Genomic DNA, 16,895 nt, shown 5'->3' on the forward strand with positions numbered 1-16,895 from the left:
CCAGATCAATGCGCCGCCGCTGCAAGCTGGCATGCTAGATTGTCTGCATATCCGGCAGGCATAACAGTTCGGCGGTAGGGATGACAGTGACAGCAGATGGCGCGAGCGATGCGTTTGGCGCCACCGATCGCCGCCTGGGGCTTTCCAGCAGCGAAGCCGCCGCGCGCCTGAAGGCCGAGGGCCACAATGAATTACCGCAGCCTTTGCGCCGCACCCGGCTCCGCATTGTGCTGGAGGTGATCCGCCAGCCGATGTTTGGCCTGTTGCTGGCCGCTGGTGCGATCTATCTGGTGCTGGGCGATGCCGGCGAGGCGCTGATCCTGTTCTGCTTCGCCACGCTTTCGGTATCCATCGCCGTGATCCAGGAAAGCCGCACCGAGCGTGTGCTGGAAGCCCTGCGCGATCTGACCAGCCCGCGCGCCCTGGTGCTGCGCGATGGCGAGCGGCGCCGCATCCCCGGCGTTGAAGTGGTGCGCGGCGACCTGCTGCTGCTGGCGGAGGGCGACCGTATTCCCGCCGATGCGATCCTGATCGACGGCCAGGGTATCAGCGTGGATGAATCGCTGCTGACCGGCGAGTCCGTGCCGGTGCGCAAACGCCCGGCCACGGTGAGCATTCCGCCGCCAGGGCATCCAGGCGGCGAGGATCAGCCTTATCTTTATGCCGGGGCCTTGCTGGTGGCCGGCCAGGGCCTTGCCGAAGTGCGGGCCACCGGCGCCTATAGCGAGATCGGCAAGCTGGGACAGGCGCTGGGCCAGATTGAGAGCGAAACGCCACGGCTGGCGCGTGAATTACGCGGCCTGGTGCGCGGCTTTGCCATTCTGGCGCTGCTGGTCAGCCTGTTGGCCATGCTGCTGTTTGGCCTGCTGCGCGGCGGCTGGCTGGATGCGCTGCTGGGCGGCATCGCGCTGGGCATGTCGATGCTGCCGGAGGAAATCCCGCTGGTGCTGACGGTGTTCATGGCGATGGGCGCATGGCGCATCTCGCAGGCCCGGGTGCTGACCCGCCGCGCCGCTGCCATAGAAGCGCTGGGCGCTGCCACCGTGTTATGCACCGACAAGACCGGCACGCTGACGCAGAACAGCATGAAGATTGTGGCGATGTATTGCGGCGATACCATGCTCGATCTGAGCATCGCCGACGACACGCCGCTACCGCAGCCTTTTGCCGATCTGGCGGCCTGCGGCATCCTGGCCAGCAAGCCGCAGCCGTTTGATCCGATGGAAAAAGCTTTTCATGCCCTGGCGCCGCGCCTGTCGGCGCCGCCGGCCGAGGGCCATGTGCTGCTGCATGAATTTGCGCTCAGCCCCGATCTGCTGGCGATGACCAATCTGTGGCATAGCGAAGGCGCGGCCGAAGCGCTGGTGACGGCCAAAGGCGCGCCGGAAGCCATCGCCAAGCTATGCCATCTGGATGCCGAAGCCGTGGCCCGGCTGCATATTGCTGTGGAGACAATGGCGGCGCAGGGCATGCGGGTGCTGGCCGTGGCCCAGGCCAGCCATGGCTGTGATGCGGCGATGCCGCAAAGCCAGAGCGGATTTGACTTCCGCTTGCTGGGCCTGGTTGGCCTGGCCGATCCGCTGCGCCCCAGTGTGCCGGCCGCCGTGCAGGATTGCCGCGCCGCCGGCATCCGCGTGATGATGATCACCGGCGACTATCCCGCCACCGCCGCCGCCATCGCGCGCCAGGCCGGCATTGATGCCGAGCATGTGGTGACCGGCGCCGACATGGCGCAACTGGATGATGCCGCGCTGGGCGAAAAGCTGCGCCGCGCCACAGTTTTCGCCCGCATTCTGCCACAGCAGAAGCTGCGCCTGGTGCGGCTGCTGCAAGGCCAGGGCGAGATCGTGGCGATGACCGGCGATGGTGTGAATGACGCGCCGTCGCTGAAGGCGGCACATATCGGCATCGCCATGGGCGGGCGCGGCACCGATGTGGCGCGCGAAGCGTCGTCCATCGTGCTGCTGGATGATGATTTCGCCTCCATCGCCCGCACCATCCGGCTGGGCCGCCGCATCTACGACAATCTGCGCAAGGCCATCGGCTATATCCTGGCTGTGCATGTGCCGATTGCCGCCATGGCCTTGCTGCCGCTGGTCTTCGGCTGGCCGCTGGTGCTGCTGCCGATCCATATTGCCATTCTTGAAATGGTTATCGACCCGATCTGCTCGGTGGTTTTTGAAGCGGAGGCAGAGGAGAAGGATGTGATGCAGCGCCCGCCACGCGCGCCTGACAGTCCGCTTTTCTCTGGCGCGCTGGCGGCCTGGAGCCTGCTGCAAGGTTTGCTGGCGGCTGGCCTGGTGGCAGTGCTTTATGCCTGGTCGCTGGCCGGCGGCATGGCCGAGGGTGAAGCCCGCGCCATGGCCTTCACCGCCATTGTCACCACCAATCTGGCGCTGCTATTTGTCAATCGCAGTTTCGGGCTTTCCGTGCTGGGGGCATTGGACCATGCCAGCCGGCTGCAATTGCTGGTGCTCGGCGGCATTATCGGCTTGCTCAGCATAGCGCTGGCCTGGCCGGCGGCGCGGGGCATGCTGCGTTTTGCACCGCTGACGCTGAACGACCTGCTGCTCTGCCTGGGCGGCGCTCTGCTGCTGCTATTGCTGCTCACCGGCCTCAAGCCATTCTGGCGCCGCCGGCTGCAATCCTGATCACGGCGCCGGCGCGCGGTCCTGATAGCTGGAGGTGACGGTGAGCGGGCTGCTGCCGGTATTGCGCACGCTGACAAAACCCCGGCTGCGCAGCGGGCCATAGATTTCCGTGCTCTGCCCAGGCGCCAGTTCCAGCTTGCGGCCTACCGGCGCATCCAGTTCGATACTGCCTGGCTGGCTGCCGGTATTGGCCACGATGATGCTGGTGTAGCTGCCCTGGCTGCTGACATCGATATTAGCCTGCGCCCCGGGCGCCAGGCGATATTGGCCGGCATGGGCAGCATAGGAAGCGACGATGAGCGCCAGCGTGACGGCGCTGGCCAGAAGTGTGCTGCGGAGTGACATGACGTTAACCTGCTTTCTGCCCATTCCGGGCCGCCCCGTTTCCGGGCCGTGTTGACTTGCCGCATCAGATGGACCGCCCTGGCGTGATGTAAATCCCATCCAGGGGCAATAGCGCCGGGCTTGTAGCCATCGTCACAGCGGCCAGGGGATCAAACGGCAAATCCTGGTTTCAGGCCATTATACAGAAGGTTATTGACTCATCCCTTATGGCGATAGAATAGTATTGCTCAAACACCAATAAATTATGCTTTTGGGGGATTTCGCTACCAATGCCGAAGCCCTGCCCACCAGTTTTACCAAGCCGGCTTGGCACTGCTCTGCTGGCTCTGACGGGCCTTGCCGCCTGCTCGGTGGATGGTTATGGCCTCAGCGCCACCAGGGTCAGCCAGGGTGACGGCGCCCTGGTTGTCGAAATCTACAGCCTGGGCGCCAATCTGCGGCTGCAATCCGGCGATCAGGGCTTTGGCCTCGGAGCCAGTAGGCGCTCCTATGTATTCCCTGTCGAGCAAGCCGCCAAGCTTGCGCCGGGCTGGCATTATTTCCTGATCGATCTGCCGGCTTTGCCGCCAGTGGCGATGCGCGGCACCAGCTATGGCCTTGATATGCAGGCTGGCCCGCTCCAGACCGGCCTCAGCCTCGGCTTCAGCGAAACCGTCCTGGCCAGCCAGCCGCCGGCGGAAGGTTCGCTGCTGATGCAGCTCAGTTTCCATCCCGACCTGCCCGCCCTGACCCGGCTTTCCTATTGCCGAAAGGACTCCATGCCATGTTGAAAGCCCGCCTTCCGGGCCTGTTGCTGCTTGCCGCCAGCCTTGCCGGATGCAGCGACAGAGCGCCGCTTTATATCGTCAGCCATTCCGTCGTCGGCGTGAATGCGGCAGTCAGCCCACAGATGTCATCCGGCCATCTGATCATCGGCTATGACCGCAAGTTCAGCACCAATCCGCCGCGCAGTGTGGTGGATACGGCAAATACCGGCGAGAAGGAAACCATGTCGGTGCTGAACTGCACCGAAGTGACGGTGGAGGGCATTTTCCTCACCAGTTTCCGCGAGCATCTCGCCACCGGCAAGGCCGCCATCGACCTGGCGCAGAATCTGAAAGGTGATGCCGAAGCTGCCAACAAATTCTTTGAATGCAGCAGCACGACCGGGAGCGGGAGCTGAACGCCATGGAAAAAACCACGACCTGCGCCCTGTTGTTGCTGACCCTGTTGCTCGGCGGCTGCGAAAACAACCTGATCTTCATGGAACGCAGCGGCTTCAATCTTGCCATCGACGTGAATGAGAATCCGGTAACTCCGGTGCATGTGAATGCCGGCATGATGCGCAGCATTGTGGCTCTGGTGCCGGGACGCGCCAACGATAATAGCGGCGAAGCCGTGTCGCTGATCTCAGGCTATGATCTGGCATATGAAGACAAGGCCGGCGGTTTCTTCAACGACAAGCTGGTGATCCGCAGCCAGTTTGCCTCTGGCGCCGCTGCCAACAAGATTGCCGAATCGCCGGATATCGCCAAGAAGATCGTCAACCCGACCCTGACCGTGATGCTGTCCAAGGATGTTGAAACCCGTGCGGCAGCAGCGCGCACCAAGATAGTTGGCCTGTCTGACGCGAATACACTGACGCTGGTGCAGGCGCTCAACAACGACAAGGCCATCAGCAAAAAATTCAATGGCAGCAATGCAGCAGCGGCAAAGCAGGAATTGCGGGGCTATGTCGGCAGCATCAACTCTGAGGCTGCGTTGCTGCCGATTGAGGCGCAGTTGAAGAATTTCCCCTGATCCGGAGAGCCCCCTCATGCCCTCAAGCGCCTTCGCCCTGGAAAAAACCATCGCCCTGCCGGCCCTGCAAGCCCATGTCAATCAGCGCCAGAATACCTATGGCGGTGCCTTGATCGCGCTATGTGTGGCGCCGGATGATGCGGTGAATCTGTTCATCCTTCAGGATGCCGCTGCACCCGCCCCGGCGGTGACACTGGCCTTGATACCAGCGCCGGATGCACCGGTGCCGGATGGAAAAACCCTGATCTGCACCGGATTTCTCTATATCGGCAACGAACAGCAATTCGTCGCCGCCTATCGCTGAGCCGGCTGTAGATTCCTGTTCCATAATTTGCGGCACAACATGTATGCGCGCATATAAACCGTTGCGCCCTGGCCCCTGCCTGGATGACAATGCTGTTAACGGGGCGGCACGGAACGCCGCTCTGACAGAATCAGGCAACAGGGGAACAACAATGCAAGCATCCGTATGGCGCGCTGGTCTGATGGCGGCGGTGGCCTTTGCCGGCCTTGGCGCCGGCCTGGGCAGCAGCCCGGCCTTGGCCGACAAGAAGAACAACACCGTCCGTTTCGTCTACGACCAGGTGCCGGAGAATGTTGACCCATTCTTCAACAATGTGCGCATCGGCGTGATCATCGGCCAGCATGTCTGGGACACCCTGGTCTACCGCGACCCCAATACCAACGAATATAAGGGCCAGCTGGCCAGCGGCTGGCGCCAGATTGACGACCGCACAACCGAATTCGACCTGCGCCAGGGCATCAAATTCCATAACGGCGAGGAATTCGACGCCGACGATGTGGTCTACACACTGAATTTCATCGCCAAGCCGGAAAACAAGGTGGTGACCCAATCCAACGTGAATTGGATCGAAAAGGCCGAAAAGGTCGACAAGTATAAGGTGCGCGTCGTCACCAAGGCGGTTTTCCCGCCGATCCTGGAATATCTGTCCGGCCCGGTGGTGATCCATCCCAATCAGTATTACGAGCAGGTTGGCCCGCGCGGCCAGAATGAAAAACCGGTTGGCTCGGGGCCGTTCCGCGTCACCCAGCATGTCGCCGGCAAATCGATCACGCTGGAGCGCAACAAGGACTATTTCAAGGAAAGCCCGAAGGGCGCCTCCAAGATCGAGAAGATCGAAATCCGCTTCATCCCGGATCGCCAGACCCAGCTTGCCGAACTGATGAGCCGGGGCGCCGATTTCCTGATGCATGTGCCGAAGGATCAGGCCGACCAGCTCAAGGGCCAGCCCGGCCTACAGGTGGTGAGCGGCGAAACCATGCGCATCGTGTTCATGCAGATGAACAGCCAGGCCGAAAGCGCCTTCCCGGCGCTGAAGGATATCCGGGTGCGCCAGGCGATCAACCATGCCATCGACAAGCAGGCCATGGTGAAGGCGCTGGTGGGCGAAGGCTCGCGCGTGCTGCACACCATCTGCTTCCCGACCCAGGTCGGCTGCACCGACGAGGGCGCCAAGCGCTATGAATATGATCCGGCCAAGGCCAAGAAGCTGCTGGCCGAGGCGGGCTATCCGGATGGCCTGGAATTGCCCTTCGTGGCCTATCGCGAGCGCCATCAGACCGAGGCGATCATCGGCTACCTCAAGGCGGTGGGCATCAAGGCCAACCTGAATTTCCTGCAATATGCCGCCATGCGCGAGCAGATCAGGGGCAACAAGGCGGGGCTGACGCACCAGACCTGGGGTTCCTTCTCGGTCAACGACGTGTCGGCCTCAACCCCGAACTATTACGCCTTCGAGGGTGAGGACATCACCCGCGACGAGAAGGTGCGCGACCTGCTGAAAAAGGGCAATACCACGGTGGAGCCGGTGGCACGCAAGGCGGCCTATCGCGAGGCGCTGACCATCATCGCCGAGCAGGCCTATGCCGTGCCGCTGTATTCGCTGCCGGTATTCTACGTCGCCACCTCGGACCTGGTGTTCAAGGCCTATCCGGATGAAATGCCGCGTTTCTGGGAAATGACCTGGAAGTAACCGGCCGAGGCCAAGCCCGATGCTGATTTTTATTGCCAAACGGCTTGGCCTTGCCCTGCTGGTGGCACTCACCGTGTCGGTGGTGTGCTTCCTGCTGGTGCGCCTCTCCGGCGATGTGGCTGCGGCCCTCGCCGGCGAGGGCGCGCGCCAGGCCGATATCGATACCGTGCGCAAGAATTACGGCCTCGACCGGCCGTTGATCGTGCAATATCTGGAATGGCTCTGGCGCACCTTGCAGGGCGATTTCGGCATGTCGCTGTATTTCAAGACCGAAGTCACCGCCCTGGTGCTCGACAAGCTGCCCACCACGCTGATGCTGGGCTTCTCGGCGCTGCTGTTTGCGCTTGGCATCTCGATCCCGCTGGGCGTTTGCGCCGCCATCTTTGCCAATAGCTGGATCGACCGCGTGGCGCTTGGCATTGCCGTGCTGGGTCAGGCATTGCCGAATTTTTTCTTTGCGCTGCTGCTGATCATGCTGTTTTCGATCCAGCTGCGCTGGCTGCCGGTTTCCGGCAGTGATAGCTGGCTGCATTTTGTCATGCCCACCATCGCGCTGGGCTATTATATCGCGCCGGCCTTCATGCGCCTGGTGCGCGCCGGCATGATCGAAGTGCTATCGGCAGATTATATCCGCACCGCCCGCGCCAAGGGGCTGAACGAAGGCATGGTGGTCTTCAAGCACGGCCTGCGCAACGCTGCTATCCCGGTGGTGGCGCTGGCCGCTGTGCAGCTCGGTTTCCTGCTTGGCGGCTCGGTGGTGATCGAGGCGATCTTCGCCCTCGATGGCCTGGGCTATCTGGCTTATCAGAGCATCGTCTACAAGGATTTCCCGGTCACACAATCGGTGGTCATGCTGTTATCGGTATTCTATGTGCTGCTCACCCTGCTCGCCGATCTGGCCAATGCCTGGCTCGATCCGCGCATCCGGGTGTCGTGATGAGCAGCAGCGAGGCGCTTCCCGCCGCAATGCCCGAGCCAAGCCAGCGCCAGCGTTTGCTGCGCCGGCTGCGCGGCAATCACAGCCTGATTTTTGGCGGCGGCCTGCTGCTGCTGATCGTGCTGGTGGCGCTGTTTGCGCCTTTGTTGGCGCCGCATGATCCTTATGCGCAGGATCTGACGCGCCGGCTGATCCCGCCTTTCTGGCATGAAAAAGGCCAGTGGGCGCATCCGCTCGGCACCGACAATCTGGGCCGCGACTATCTCTCGCGCAGCCTGTATGGCGCCCGCATCTCGCTGCTGATCGGGCTTTCGGTGGTGGCAATTTCCGGCACCATCGGCACGGCTATGGGCATGTGCGCCGGCTATTTCGGCGGCCGCATCGACATGCTGATCACCTTTTTCACCACCACGCGGCTGGCCATGCCGGTGATCCTGTTCGCGCTGGCCGTGGTGGCTTTGCTCGGCTCGTCGCTGCCGGTGGTGATCATCACGCTCGGGCTGCTGAAATGGGATCGCTTTGCTGTGGTGATGCGCAGCGCCACGCAGCAAACCCGCTCGCAGGATTACATTGCCGCCGCCGAGGCCGCCGGCGCTTCCACGCCGCGTATTGTGCTGGGCGAAGTGCTGCCCAATGTGGCGCCGCATCTGATCGTGATCGCCACGCTGGAAGCCGCCAGCGCCATCCTGTTGGAAGCCGCCCTCTCCTTCCTCGGTCTTGGTGTGCAGCCGCCGCTGCCATCCTGGGGCCTGATGATCTCGGAAGCCAAGAGCTATATGTTTTTCAGCTTCTGGCTGATCGCGATTCCCGGCAGTGCCCTGGCTTTGCTAGTGTTTTCGATCAACCTGGCCGGCGACGGCCTGCGCGACCTGCTGGCGCCGGAGGGCCGCTCATGAGCCCTGCCCTGCTGTCTGTGCAGAACCTGCGCGTGGCGCTGCCTACGCCCGATGGCGCGCTGGAAGCCGTGCGCGGCATCAGCTTTGATATCGCGCGCGGCGAAACCCTGTGCCTGGTGGGCGAAAGCGGCTGCGGCAAATCAATGACCGCCTTATCCATCATGGGCCTGCTGCCGCGCCACGCCCGGCGCGAAGCCACCCGCCTCAGCTTTGACGGCATCGACCTGAACCAGCCGGAAGCCGTGGCCGCCTTGCGCGGCAACCGCATCGCCATGATCTTCCAGGAACCGATGACGGCGCTGAACCCGGCCTACACCATCGGCGACCAGCTTACCGAAGGGTATATCCGCCACAAGCAGGCCAGCATGGCCGAGGCGCGTGAACGCGCCATCTATCTGCTGGGCAAGGTTGGCATGGCTTCCGCCGCCGGCCGCCTGGGGCAATATCCGCACCAGCTTTCCGGCGGCCTGCGCCAGCGCGTGATGATCGCCATGGCGCTGATGTGCGGGCCGGACCTGCTGATTGCCGACGAGCCGACCACGGCGCTGGATGTGACCATCCAGGCCCAGATCCTGCGGCTGCTGTTTGATCTGCAACAGGAATTCGGCATCGCCCTGCTGCTGATCACCCATGATCTTGGTGTGGTGGCGCGCGTGGCGCATCGTGTGGGGGTGATGTATGCCGGCGAAATTGTTGAAAGCGGCAGCACCGAAGCCATCCTGCGCCAGCCCCGGCATCCCTACACCCAGGGTTTGATCAGCTGCATCCCGGTGCCAGGCCGCTCCAAGCCCGGCGACCGCCTGGGCGTGGTGCCCGGCGTGGTGCCCAATCTGGTTGGCGGCTTGAAAGGCTGTGGTTTCCGCAGCCGCTGCGCCGAGGCCCAGCCGGTCTGCGCCGCGCCGCCGCCCACCCATGATGATGGCGCCGGCCATGCCTGGCGCTGCATCAAGGGGGCCGCATGACCACCGCCCTGCTCAGCGCCAGCGCCGTCACCAAAAGCTTCACCGTCAGCCAGGGCGTGTTCAAGCCCAGCCGCAAGCTGCATGCGGTGAATGGCGTTGACCTGACCATCGAACGCGGCGATGTGCTCGGCATCGTCGGCGAAAGCGGCTGTGGCAAATCCACCCTGGCCCGCATCCTGCTGGGCCTGCTCAAGCCCGATGCTGGCAGCATCGCCCTGGATGGCCAGCCGCTGGCGGGCATGGACCGCCGCGCCATTGCGCGCCGCGTGCAGCCGATCTTCCAGGACCCATATTCTTCGCTCAATCCGCGCCGCAGCCTGGCCTCGCTGGTGGCCCTGCCGCTGGAAGTGCATGGCATTGGCACTGCCGCCGAGCGGCGCCGCAAGGCCATCGACATGCTGGAACGGGTCGGCCTGGCCAGCCGCTTCGCCGACCGCTATGCGCGCGAGCTTTCCGGCGGTCAGCGCCAGCGTGTCGCTATCGCCCGCGCCCTGGTGATGCAGCCGGATATCGTGATCTGCGACGAGCCGACCTCGGCGCTCGATGTCTCGGTACAGTCGCAGATCATCAACCTGCTGCTTGATCTGCGCCGCGACTTCAATCTGACTTATGTATTCATCAGCCACAATCTGGCAGTGGTGGAGCATATCGCCACCAAAGTGGCGGTGATGTATCTCGGCCGCGTGGTGGAACAGGCCGAGACGGCCAAACTTTTCGCCAGCCCGCGCCACCCCTACACCAAGGCCCTGCTGGCTTCGGTACTGACCCCGGAACCCGGCCTGGGCATTCCCGATACCGGGCTTGGCCTGGCATTCCCGGATCCGTTCAATCCGCCGCCTGGCTGCCCATTCCATCCGCGCTGCGCCGATGCCATAAACACCTGCCGCGCCGAGATGCCGAAACTGGTGGATGGCGCCGCCTGCCATGTCTTTGCTTCTGGAGTCTCGTCTCATGCGTGATCTGCATCTGCCCGGCCGTTCCGTCGCCATGGGGCGACATGGCGCCGCCGCCACCTCGCATTCGCTGGCCACCATTACAGCGCTGGATATTCTGAAGCGCGGCGGCAATGCCGCCGATGCGGCGATTGCCGCCTGTGCCGTGCAATGTATCGTCGAGCCGGAATCAACCGGCATCGGCGGCGACAATTTTGTGCTCTACGCGCCGGCCGGCACCGATACCAACAAGGGTGGCAAGGTCTATGGCCTGAATGGCTCGGGCCGCGCCCCGGCCGGGCTGAACCATGATCTGCTGCTGGGCCAGGGGCTGACCGAAATCGGCCTTACCAGCGTGCATGCCGTCACCATCCCGGGCGCGGTGGATGCCTGGGCCAAGCTGAACAAGCGTTTCGGCAAGCTGGCCCTGGCCGATCTGTTGCAGCCGGCAATCCAGTTCGCCGAGGAAGGTTTTCCGATCACCGAACGGGTGAGCGTGGATTTTAACCGGCCGATCAACATCGCCAAGCTGAGCGCCGATGCCAATTCCGCCGCCGTGTATCTGCCCGGCGGCAAGCCGCCGCAGGCCGGCGATATCCTCCGGCTGGAAGCCTATGCCAAGGTATTGCGTGAGATTGCCGCCAAGGGCCGCGATGGCTTTTATGCCGGCTGGGTGGCCGAGGATATTGTGCAGTATCTGCGCAGCCTGGGCGGCACCCATACGCTGGAGGATTTTGCCAGCCAGGAATCCTTCTGGGTCGAGCCGATCAAGACGCGCTACCGCGACGTGGAATTGCTGGAAATTCCGCCCAGCGGCCAGGGCATCACCACCCTGATCATGCTGAATATCCTGGCCGGCCTGGATATCGGCAAATACGCGCCGCATAGCGTGGAGCGTTTCCATCTCGAAGCCGAGGCCACCCGCCTCGCCTTCCAGGCCCGCGACACCTATGTGGCCGACCCGGCCTTTGCCGATGTGCCGGTGGAAAAGTTGCTATCGGCTGGCTTCGCCGACGAATTGCGCGCCCGCATCGACATCAAGCGCGCCATGCCGGCACCCGGCCCGGTGGGCAATGGCGCGGTCTATCGTGATACGGTTTACATCTCGGTGGTGGATGGCGACGGTAATTGCTGCTCCTTCATCAACTCGCTGTTCTGGCCCTTCGGTACCGGCCTGAGCAGCCCGAAAACCGGCCTGCTGCTGCAAAATCGTGGCGCTGGTTTCCGTGTTGATCCCAATCACCCCAACAACGTGGCGCCGGGCAAGCGGCCGATGCACACCATCATCCCGGCCATGGCGCTGAAGGATGGCAAGCCCTGGCTGTGTTATGGCGTGATGGGCGGCGGTTTCCAGCCGGTGGGCCAGAGCCATGTGCTGACCAATATCGTGGATTACGGCATGGATGTGCAGGAAGCCATCGACAGCCCGCGCGGCTTCCATGTCGCCGGCAAATTCGAGGCCGAGCGCGGCATCCCGCCTGAAGTGCTGGCCGGCCTTGCCGCCCTGGGCCATGAGATCAAAATGGCCGAGATGCCGCATGGCGGCGGCCAGGCCATCTTGCTGAACGGCAATGGCGTGCTGATGGCCGGTTCCGACCCACGCAAGGATGGCTGCGCCCTGGCCTATTGAGGCCCGGATACTTCAGCGGTTTGCGGGAAACGCGGCGCGCCCGGCTCAAGCGGGGTGCGCAGCGTGTTCACTGTGAACGATACCGTATGGTAGAAGCCGGCCAGGGCCAGGATTTCGACGATCTGTGCCGGTGAAAAAACCGCACTGGCCTCATGCCATAGCGCATCGTCCAGGCGCTTCTGCCCGATCAGCATATCCACCATGCGCAGCAGCAGGGCTTCATCGGCGGCCGCAAAATCCGCCGCGCCGCCCTGGTAGGTGGCGGTTAGCTCGGCCGCTGTGAAGCCGGCCTTGGCGGCGAAAAATGCAACATGCACGCCCCATTCATATTCCGCCCCCAGCCTGGCGGTGACACGCAGGATGACAATCTCGCGCTGGCGCAGACTGATCGAGCCCTTGTCCAGCAATGCGCCGCCACGCCAGCGATCCAGCACACGCGGGTTATGCGCCACCTGGCGGAATAGCGCGATGGGCGGCACGCCCGGCGGCATCATCTGCTCCAGCTGGCCGGCAACATCAGCGGCAAAAGGCGCTGTCAGTGGCGGCAAGCGGGGTTCGGGCTGGGTACTGGTCATGGGCTTCCCCCTTTGCTATCTTTTTAGTAGCAAATGACATAATGCTGCATTTTTAGTAGCGCAAGGGGTAAATTATGGCGCAAATGAAAAAACCGGTGCGTGGCTCCAGTTCCGGCCGGCCAATCATGGCCGCCCTGGATCTGCTGGGCCGACGCTGGAGCTTGCGGATCCTTTGGGAATTGCGGGCAACGCCGCTGACTTTCCGCGCCTTGCAGGATGCCTGTGGCGGGCTTTCACCAAGCGTATTGCAGCAACGCCTCAACGACCTGCGCAAAGCCGGCCTGGTGCTGCATGACGGCAGCAGTGGTTATGGGCTGACCGAAGCGGCGCGCAGCTTGCAGCCGATCCTGCTCACCCTGAATGATTGGGCCGAGGGCTGGGCTGCGGCGGAAACGCCGGCAGGCTAGAAACCGCGCTGCTTGCGATTGAATTCAAGCTGCTCGTTATCGAGCTGCAAGCCGATCAGCACTTCCACATCGCGGCTGGTGCGGCCCGCGGGCAGCGGGATACGCTGCTCCAGTTCCTCACCCACCGCCACGCGGCGGCGGCCTGGCGGCATCGGCAGCCGAGCCGTAAAGCCGTCACGCGACAGGATATTCTGCTGCTTATCCACCACGGCGACAAAATACGGCACACTCAGTTCGCGCGCATCGCCCGCAGCCGGCCCACGGGTGCCCGCCACCTGCAAGGTGAAGGTAACGGTGACGACGGAGTTTTTCTCGGCGAATTTGCAGCCGCCGTTGAAATCCAGCAATTCCACCTCAAAGGCCACATCGGTCAGGTCACGCCCGGCGCCTGCACGGAACTGCACAGATTTCTGCGCATCGCCCAGGATGCCGACTCGCGGGCAGGGTTGCGGTGGCAGATCGCTTTTTTTGCTGAACCAGCCGCCCGAGCCGCAGCCAGCCAGCAGCAGCAGGCCGGCCAAAGCGGCGCCGCGCAAAGCGGCCTGCACAGCCGGGCGTGAATTGCTGGAAGCAGCCGAAGCGGCCATGGCGCACTTTCCTTCCACCGTCAGGTACGATAGCTTGCCCGGCAATTGGCGGGCTCGGTTCTGTATAGAAGAGGCCCCGCCCCCTTACAAGCGACAGCCCTTCAGGCCGGAATGAACAGCGCGCCCGATCATCAGCAAACCACCCCGATGCCCGATATTGATATCGTGCTGGCGGCGCCGCGCGGCTTCTGCGCCGGGGTGGACCGCGCCATCCAGATTGTTGAGCGCGCCATCGAAAAATACGGCGCCCCGGTCTATGTGCGGCATGAGATCGTGCATAATCGCTTTGTGGTGGAAACCCTGGCCGCCAAAGGCGCGGTTTTTGTCGATGAGCTGGACCAGGTGCCAGCCGGGGTGCCGGTGGTGTTCTCGGCCCATGGCGTGCCGAAATCGGTGCCGAATGCGGCCAAGGCGCGCAACCTGTTCTACCTGGATGCGACCTGCCCGCTGGTCAGCAAGGTGCATCGCGAGGCTGAGCGGCATCATCGCGAGGGCCATCATATCCTGCTGATCGGCCATGCCGGGCATCCCGAGGTGATCGGTACCATGGGGCAATTGCCCGAAGGCACCGTGACGCTGGTGGAAACCGTGGCCGATGTGGCCGCCCTGGCGCCGCCCGAGGGCATGCCACTGGCCTATATCACCCAGACCACACTTTCGGTGGACGACACCGCCGAGATCATCGCCGCCTTGCAGGCGCGCTATCCCGGCATCGAAGGGCCGAAAAAGGAAGATATCTGCTACGCCACCACCAACCGCCAGGCCGCCGTGAAGGCGATTGCTGCCGAATGTGATGCGATGCTGGTGATCGGCGCGCCGAATTCCTCCAATTCATTGCGGCTGGTGGAAGTGGCGCAGCGCAGCGGCTGTCTGGTGGCGCAACTGGTGCAGCGCGCCGGCGATATCGACTGGACGGCGCTGGCCGGCATCCGTCGTGTCGGTATCACCGCAGGCGCCAGCGCGCCGGAAGTGCTGGTGGAGGAAGTGATTGATGCGTTTCGCCAGCGCTACAGGGTCACTTTGCGTGAAGTGACCACCGCCACCGAGGCGGTGCAGTTCAAACTGCCCGGCGCCCTTGATTCCAACGCAGCCTGAAGCAGCAGCATGGCCGTTTATACCGAGATCAGCGAAGATCAGCTCTGCGCCCTGCTGGCCGAATACGATATCGGCTCGCCGCTCTCCTGCAAGGGCATCGCCGAGGGCGTGGAAAATTCCAACTACATGCTGGGCACTGAGACCGGCACGTATTTCCTGACGCTGTATGAGCGCCGTGTGAAGCGTGAGGAATTGCCGTATTTCCTCGGCCTGATGGATCATCTGGCGCATAAGGGGCTGCCCTGCCCCACGCCGATCCAGGGCCGCGATGGCCAGGCTTTGCGCGAAGTGGCCGGCCGCCCCTGCGCCATCATCAGCTTTCTCAACGGCGTGTCGCCCAAGCGGCTGACACCGAAACATTGCTTCGAGGTTGGCGCCGCCACGGCGCGGCTGCATCTGGCCGGGCGCGATTTTGCCGGCCAGCGCCCCAACGCACTCAGCATCGATGGCTGGTTGCCGCTGATCCAGGCCTGCGGCAGCCGCGCCAGCGACGTGCGGGCCGGGCTGGAGCATGAATTGGCGCGCGAATATGACAGCCTGCGCGCCACCTGGCCGGACCTGCCGGGCCGGGTTGGCGACCGGCCATTGCCGCATGGCGTGATCCATGCCGATCTGTTCCCCGACAATGTGCTGTTCATCGGCGAAGCCTTGAGCGGCCTGATCGACTTCTATTTCGCCTGCAACGATTATTACGCCTATGATCTGGCGGTGCTGCTGAATTCCTGGTGTTTCGAGACCGACGGCGCCTTCAATGTTACAAAAAGCCGGGCACTGATCAGTGGGTATGAAAGTGTGCGGCCCTTGACCGATGGCGAGGTGCATAGCTTGCCGCTCTTTGCCCGCGGCTCGGCTTTGCGTTTCCTGCTGACGCGGCTGTATGACTGGCTCAACCAGGTGCCGGGCGCTTTGGTGAAGCCGAAAGACCCGATGGAATACTGGCAGAAACTGAATTTCCATCGCCTGGTGCTGGGCGCCAGCGCCTATGGCGTTGAACGCTGAAGCATGGCTGATCTGGAGCGGATCGAAGCCTTCACGGATGGCGCCTGCCTGGGTAATCCGGGGCCCGGCGGCTGGGCTGCCCTGCTGCGCTTTCAGGGCCGCGAAAAGGAATTGAGCGGCGGCGACAAGGCCACCACCAATAACCGCATGGAAATGATGGGTGCGATTTCAGCCCTCGAAGCCCTGAAGCGGCCCTGCCATGTGGTGCTGCATACCGACAGTCGCTATGTGATTGATGGCGTGACCAAGTGGCTGCGGCCATGGAAGGCGCGCGGCTGGAAAACCGCTGATCGCAAGCCGGTCAAGAATGTTGATCTATGGCAGAAGCTGGAAGCCGCGATGGCGCCGCACAAGATCGACTGGCAATGGGTGCGCGGCCATAGCGGCCATGTCGAAAACGAGCGCGTGGACCAACTGGCTCGTGCCGCCGCCACCGCAATCCGCGATGGCGGCGGTAATGCCCAGGCTTAGGCCTGGCCGAGCAGTGTGCCGGCGTCGGAAATCTCGAACGCGCCGGGCTTTTCCAGATTGATGCTCTTCACCACGCCATTGTCGATGATCATCGAATAGCGCTGCGAGCGCACGCCCAGGCCGCGCGCCGAGAGGTCAAATTCCATGCCGATCGCCTTGGTGAAGTCGCCGCTGCCATCGGCCAGCATCATCACCTTCTCGCCGGTATTCTGCTGCTTGCCCCAGGCGCCCATCACAAAGGCGTCGTTGACCGACAGGCAGGCAATCAGGTCAAAACCCTTGCCCTTGAATTCATCGGCTTTTTCGATATAGCCGGGCAGATGCTTGGCCGAGCAGGTCGGCGTGAAAGCGCCAGGCAGCGCGAACAAAGCCACCTTCTTGCCCTGGAACAATTCGCCGCTCTTCACCGCCTCGGGGCCATTGGCGCCGTAGGTGTAGAGGGTGACGTCGGGAATGCTGTCGCCGACAGTGATCGTCATAGTATCCTCGCTCTGCTGATGCTTTTGGTCATTCCTTGGCGGGCGCCGCCGCAATCGCCGGGCGGCGCCGAAGCGCCCATAACATGGGTCGGTCTGGAGCCGGAAACAAGCCTCAATCCGGGCGCCTGATGCGGTGAAAGCCGGCAGCAACATCAT

19 protein-coding genes are annotated in these 16,895 nt (G+C 63.2%); 15 read left to right on the forward strand and 4 right to left on the reverse strand.

The window, feature by feature from the left end; all coding sequences use genetic code 11:
* Positions 1-80: 80 nt before the first annotated feature.
* Positions 81-2,651 (forward strand): cation-translocating P-type ATPase, encoded by a 2,571-nt coding sequence (locus KBB36_RS10100; RefSeq protein WP_290979669.1) that lies wholly within the window; start codon positions 81-83, stop codon positions 2,649-2,651.
* Here KBB36_RS10100 and KBB36_RS10105 read toward each other — a convergent pair whose 3' ends face one another.
* Entirely contained in the window at positions 2,652-2,996 is a 345-nt protein-coding gene (locus KBB36_RS10105; protein ID WP_290979672.1) for a hypothetical protein, read from the reverse strand.
* Between the two features lie 269 nt (positions 2,997-3,265).
* Between KBB36_RS10105 and KBB36_RS10110 the strand changes: the two genes are divergently transcribed.
* The 10 genes from KBB36_RS10110 to ggt all read left to right on the forward strand — a co-directional run bounded on the left by KBB36_RS10110 (position 3,266) and on the right by ggt (position 12,126).
* Complete coding sequence (locus KBB36_RS10110) at positions 3,266-3,766, forward strand: hypothetical protein (protein WP_290979675.1); 501 nt, start codon at positions 3,266-3,268, stop codon at positions 3,764-3,766.
* Positions 3,760-4,158 (forward strand): hypothetical protein, encoded by a 399-nt coding sequence (locus KBB36_RS10115; protein WP_290979678.1) that lies wholly within the window; start codon positions 3,760-3,762, stop codon positions 4,156-4,158. Before KBB36_RS10110 ends, KBB36_RS10115 begins: the two co-directional genes overlap by 7 nt.
* A 5-nt stretch (positions 4,159-4,163) precedes the next feature.
* Positions 4,164-4,775: a hypothetical protein gene (locus tag KBB36_RS10120; protein ID WP_290979681.1), complete on the forward strand. Its 612-nt coding sequence runs from the start codon at positions 4,164-4,166 to the stop codon at positions 4,773-4,775.
* A 16-nt stretch (positions 4,776-4,791) separates the two neighbouring features.
* Complete coding sequence (locus KBB36_RS10125) at positions 4,792-5,079, forward strand: hypothetical protein (RefSeq protein ID WP_290979684.1); 288 nt, start codon at positions 4,792-4,794, stop codon at positions 5,077-5,079.
* Between the two features lie 151 nt (positions 5,080-5,230).
* The gene (locus KBB36_RS10130; protein ID WP_290979686.1) at positions 5,231-6,769 is read left to right on the forward strand and encodes an ABC transporter substrate-binding protein; all 1,539 of its coding nucleotides are present in this window, start codon (positions 5,231-5,233) and stop codon (positions 6,767-6,769) included.
* Positions 6,770-6,788: 19 nt separating this feature from the next.
* Positions 6,789-7,706 (forward strand): ABC transporter permease, encoded by a 918-nt coding sequence (locus KBB36_RS10135; protein ID WP_290979689.1) that lies wholly within the window; start codon positions 6,789-6,791, stop codon positions 7,704-7,706.
* Entirely contained in the window at positions 7,706-8,602 is an 897-nt protein-coding gene (locus tag KBB36_RS10140) for an ABC transporter permease (protein ID WP_290979692.1), read from the forward strand. The genes KBB36_RS10135 and KBB36_RS10140 overlap by 1 nt, the downstream gene beginning before the upstream one ends.
* Positions 8,599-9,564: an ABC transporter ATP-binding protein gene (locus KBB36_RS10145; protein ID WP_290979695.1), complete on the forward strand. Its 966-nt coding sequence runs from the start codon at positions 8,599-8,601 to the stop codon at positions 9,562-9,564. The genes KBB36_RS10140 and KBB36_RS10145 overlap by 4 nt, the downstream gene beginning before the upstream one ends.
* Complete coding sequence (locus tag KBB36_RS10150; protein WP_290979698.1) at positions 9,561-10,523, forward strand: oligopeptide/dipeptide ABC transporter ATP-binding protein; 963 nt, start codon at positions 9,561-9,563, stop codon at positions 10,521-10,523. The genes KBB36_RS10145 and KBB36_RS10150 overlap by 4 nt, the downstream gene beginning before the upstream one ends.
* Entirely contained in the window at positions 10,516-12,126 is a 1,611-nt protein-coding gene (ggt, locus tag KBB36_RS10155; protein ID WP_290979701.1) for a gamma-glutamyltransferase, read from the forward strand. Before KBB36_RS10150 ends, ggt begins: the two co-directional genes overlap by 8 nt.
* Here ggt and KBB36_RS10160 read toward each other — a convergent pair.
* Positions 12,120-12,701 (reverse strand): carboxymuconolactone decarboxylase family protein, encoded by a 582-nt coding sequence (locus KBB36_RS10160; RefSeq protein ID WP_290979704.1) that lies wholly within the window; start codon positions 12,699-12,701, stop codon positions 12,120-12,122. The two genes, ggt and KBB36_RS10160, sit on opposite strands and share 7 nt — an antisense overlap.
* 74 nt (positions 12,702-12,775) lie before the next feature.
* Here KBB36_RS10160 and KBB36_RS10165 point away from each other — a divergent pair, with 74 nt between their 5' ends.
* Positions 12,776-13,108 carry a helix-turn-helix domain-containing protein gene (locus KBB36_RS10165; protein ID WP_290979707.1) on the forward strand — a complete coding sequence of 111 codons (333 nt, stop codon included), beginning with the start codon at positions 12,776-12,778 and terminating at the stop codon, positions 13,106-13,108.
* On the opposite strand, the gene KBB36_RS10170 is transcribed toward KBB36_RS10165, so the two are convergent.
* Entirely contained in the window at positions 13,105-13,695 is a 591-nt protein-coding gene (locus KBB36_RS10170) for a hypothetical protein (RefSeq protein ID WP_290979710.1), read from the reverse strand. The two genes, KBB36_RS10165 and KBB36_RS10170, sit on opposite strands and share 4 nt — an antisense overlap.
* A gap of 111 nt (positions 13,696-13,806) precedes the next feature.
* On the opposite strand from KBB36_RS10170, the gene ispH reads away from it, so the two are divergent.
* From ispH to rnhA, 3 genes are read left to right on the forward strand one after another with little or no spacing between them, the layout of a single operon-like run.
* A complete protein-coding gene (gene ispH / locus KBB36_RS10175) occupies positions 13,807-14,790 on the forward strand; it encodes a 4-hydroxy-3-methylbut-2-enyl diphosphate reductase (RefSeq protein WP_290979713.1) in 984 nt (327 codons plus the stop codon).
* Positions 14,791-14,799: 9 nt separating this feature from the next.
* A complete protein-coding gene (locus tag KBB36_RS10180; protein ID WP_290979716.1) occupies positions 14,800-15,789 on the forward strand; it encodes a homoserine kinase in 990 nt (329 codons plus the stop codon).
* 3 nt (positions 15,790-15,792) lie between these two features.
* Positions 15,793-16,260 carry a ribonuclease HI gene (gene rnhA, locus KBB36_RS10185; protein WP_290979719.1) on the forward strand — a complete coding sequence of 156 codons (468 nt, stop codon included), beginning with the start codon at positions 15,793-15,795 and terminating at the stop codon, positions 16,258-16,260.
* Here the strand turns inward: rnhA and KBB36_RS10190 are convergent.
* Positions 16,257-16,739 carry a peroxiredoxin gene (locus tag KBB36_RS10190; protein ID WP_290979721.1) on the reverse strand — a complete coding sequence of 161 codons (483 nt, stop codon included), beginning with the start codon at positions 16,737-16,739 and terminating at the stop codon, positions 16,257-16,259. The two genes, rnhA and KBB36_RS10190, sit on opposite strands and share 4 nt — an antisense overlap.
* Between the last annotated feature and the right edge of the window lie 156 nt (positions 16,740-16,895).

Origin of the sequence: Ferrovibrio sp. (assembly GCF_017994015.1) — a bacterium.
In the GTDB taxonomy this organism is placed as follows: domain Bacteria; phylum Pseudomonadota; class Alphaproteobacteria; order Ferrovibrionales; family Ferrovibrionaceae; genus Ferrovibrio.

Excerpts from the sequence above, each read along its gene's own strand:
- KBB36_RS10100 (WP_290979669.1), top strand. The coding sequence starts at position 81 with ATGACAGTGACAGCAGATGGCGCGAGCGATGCGTTTGGCGCCACCGAT.
- KBB36_RS10105 (WP_290979672.1), bottom strand. The coding sequence starts at position 2,996 with ATGTCACTCCGCAGCACACTTCTGGCCAGCGCCGTCACGCTGGCGCTC.
- KBB36_RS10110 (WP_290979675.1), top strand. The coding sequence starts at position 3,266 with ATGCCGAAGCCCTGCCCACCAGTTTTACCAAGCCGGCTTGGCACTGCT.
- KBB36_RS10115 (WP_290979678.1), top strand. The coding sequence starts at position 3,760 with ATGTTGAAAGCCCGCCTTCCGGGCCTGTTGCTGCTTGCCGCCAGCCTT.
- KBB36_RS10120 (WP_290979681.1), top strand. The coding sequence starts at position 4,164 with ATGGAAAAAACCACGACCTGCGCCCTGTTGTTGCTGACCCTGTTGCTC.
- KBB36_RS10125 (WP_290979684.1), top strand. The coding sequence starts at position 4,792 with ATGCCCTCAAGCGCCTTCGCCCTGGAAAAAACCATCGCCCTGCCGGCC.
- KBB36_RS10130 (WP_290979686.1), top strand. The coding sequence starts at position 5,231 with ATGCAAGCATCCGTATGGCGCGCTGGTCTGATGGCGGCGGTGGCCTTT.
- KBB36_RS10135 (WP_290979689.1), top strand. The coding sequence starts at position 6,789 with ATGCTGATTTTTATTGCCAAACGGCTTGGCCTTGCCCTGCTGGTGGCA.
- KBB36_RS10140 (WP_290979692.1), top strand. The coding sequence starts at position 7,706 with ATGAGCAGCAGCGAGGCGCTTCCCGCCGCAATGCCCGAGCCAAGCCAG.
- KBB36_RS10145 (WP_290979695.1), top strand. The coding sequence starts at position 8,599 with ATGAGCCCTGCCCTGCTGTCTGTGCAGAACCTGCGCGTGGCGCTGCCT.
- KBB36_RS10150 (WP_290979698.1), top strand. The coding sequence starts at position 9,561 with ATGACCACCGCCCTGCTCAGCGCCAGCGCCGTCACCAAAAGCTTCACC.
- ggt (WP_290979701.1), top strand. The coding sequence starts at position 10,516 with ATGCGTGATCTGCATCTGCCCGGCCGTTCCGTCGCCATGGGGCGACAT.
- KBB36_RS10160 (WP_290979704.1), bottom strand. The coding sequence starts at position 12,701 with ATGACCAGTACCCAGCCCGAACCCCGCTTGCCGCCACTGACAGCGCCT.
- KBB36_RS10165 (WP_290979707.1), top strand. The coding sequence starts at position 12,776 with ATGGCGCAAATGAAAAAACCGGTGCGTGGCTCCAGTTCCGGCCGGCCA.
- KBB36_RS10170 (WP_290979710.1), bottom strand. The coding sequence starts at position 13,695 with ATGGCCGCTTCGGCTGCTTCCAGCAATTCACGCCCGGCTGTGCAGGCC.
- ispH (WP_290979713.1), top strand. The coding sequence starts at position 13,807 with ATGAACAGCGCGCCCGATCATCAGCAAACCACCCCGATGCCCGATATT.
- KBB36_RS10180 (WP_290979716.1), top strand. The coding sequence starts at position 14,800 with ATGGCCGTTTATACCGAGATCAGCGAAGATCAGCTCTGCGCCCTGCTG.
- rnhA (WP_290979719.1), top strand. The coding sequence starts at position 15,793 with ATGGCTGATCTGGAGCGGATCGAAGCCTTCACGGATGGCGCCTGCCTG.
- KBB36_RS10190 (WP_290979721.1), bottom strand. The coding sequence starts at position 16,739 with ATGACGATCACTGTCGGCGACAGCATTCCCGACGTCACCCTCTACACC.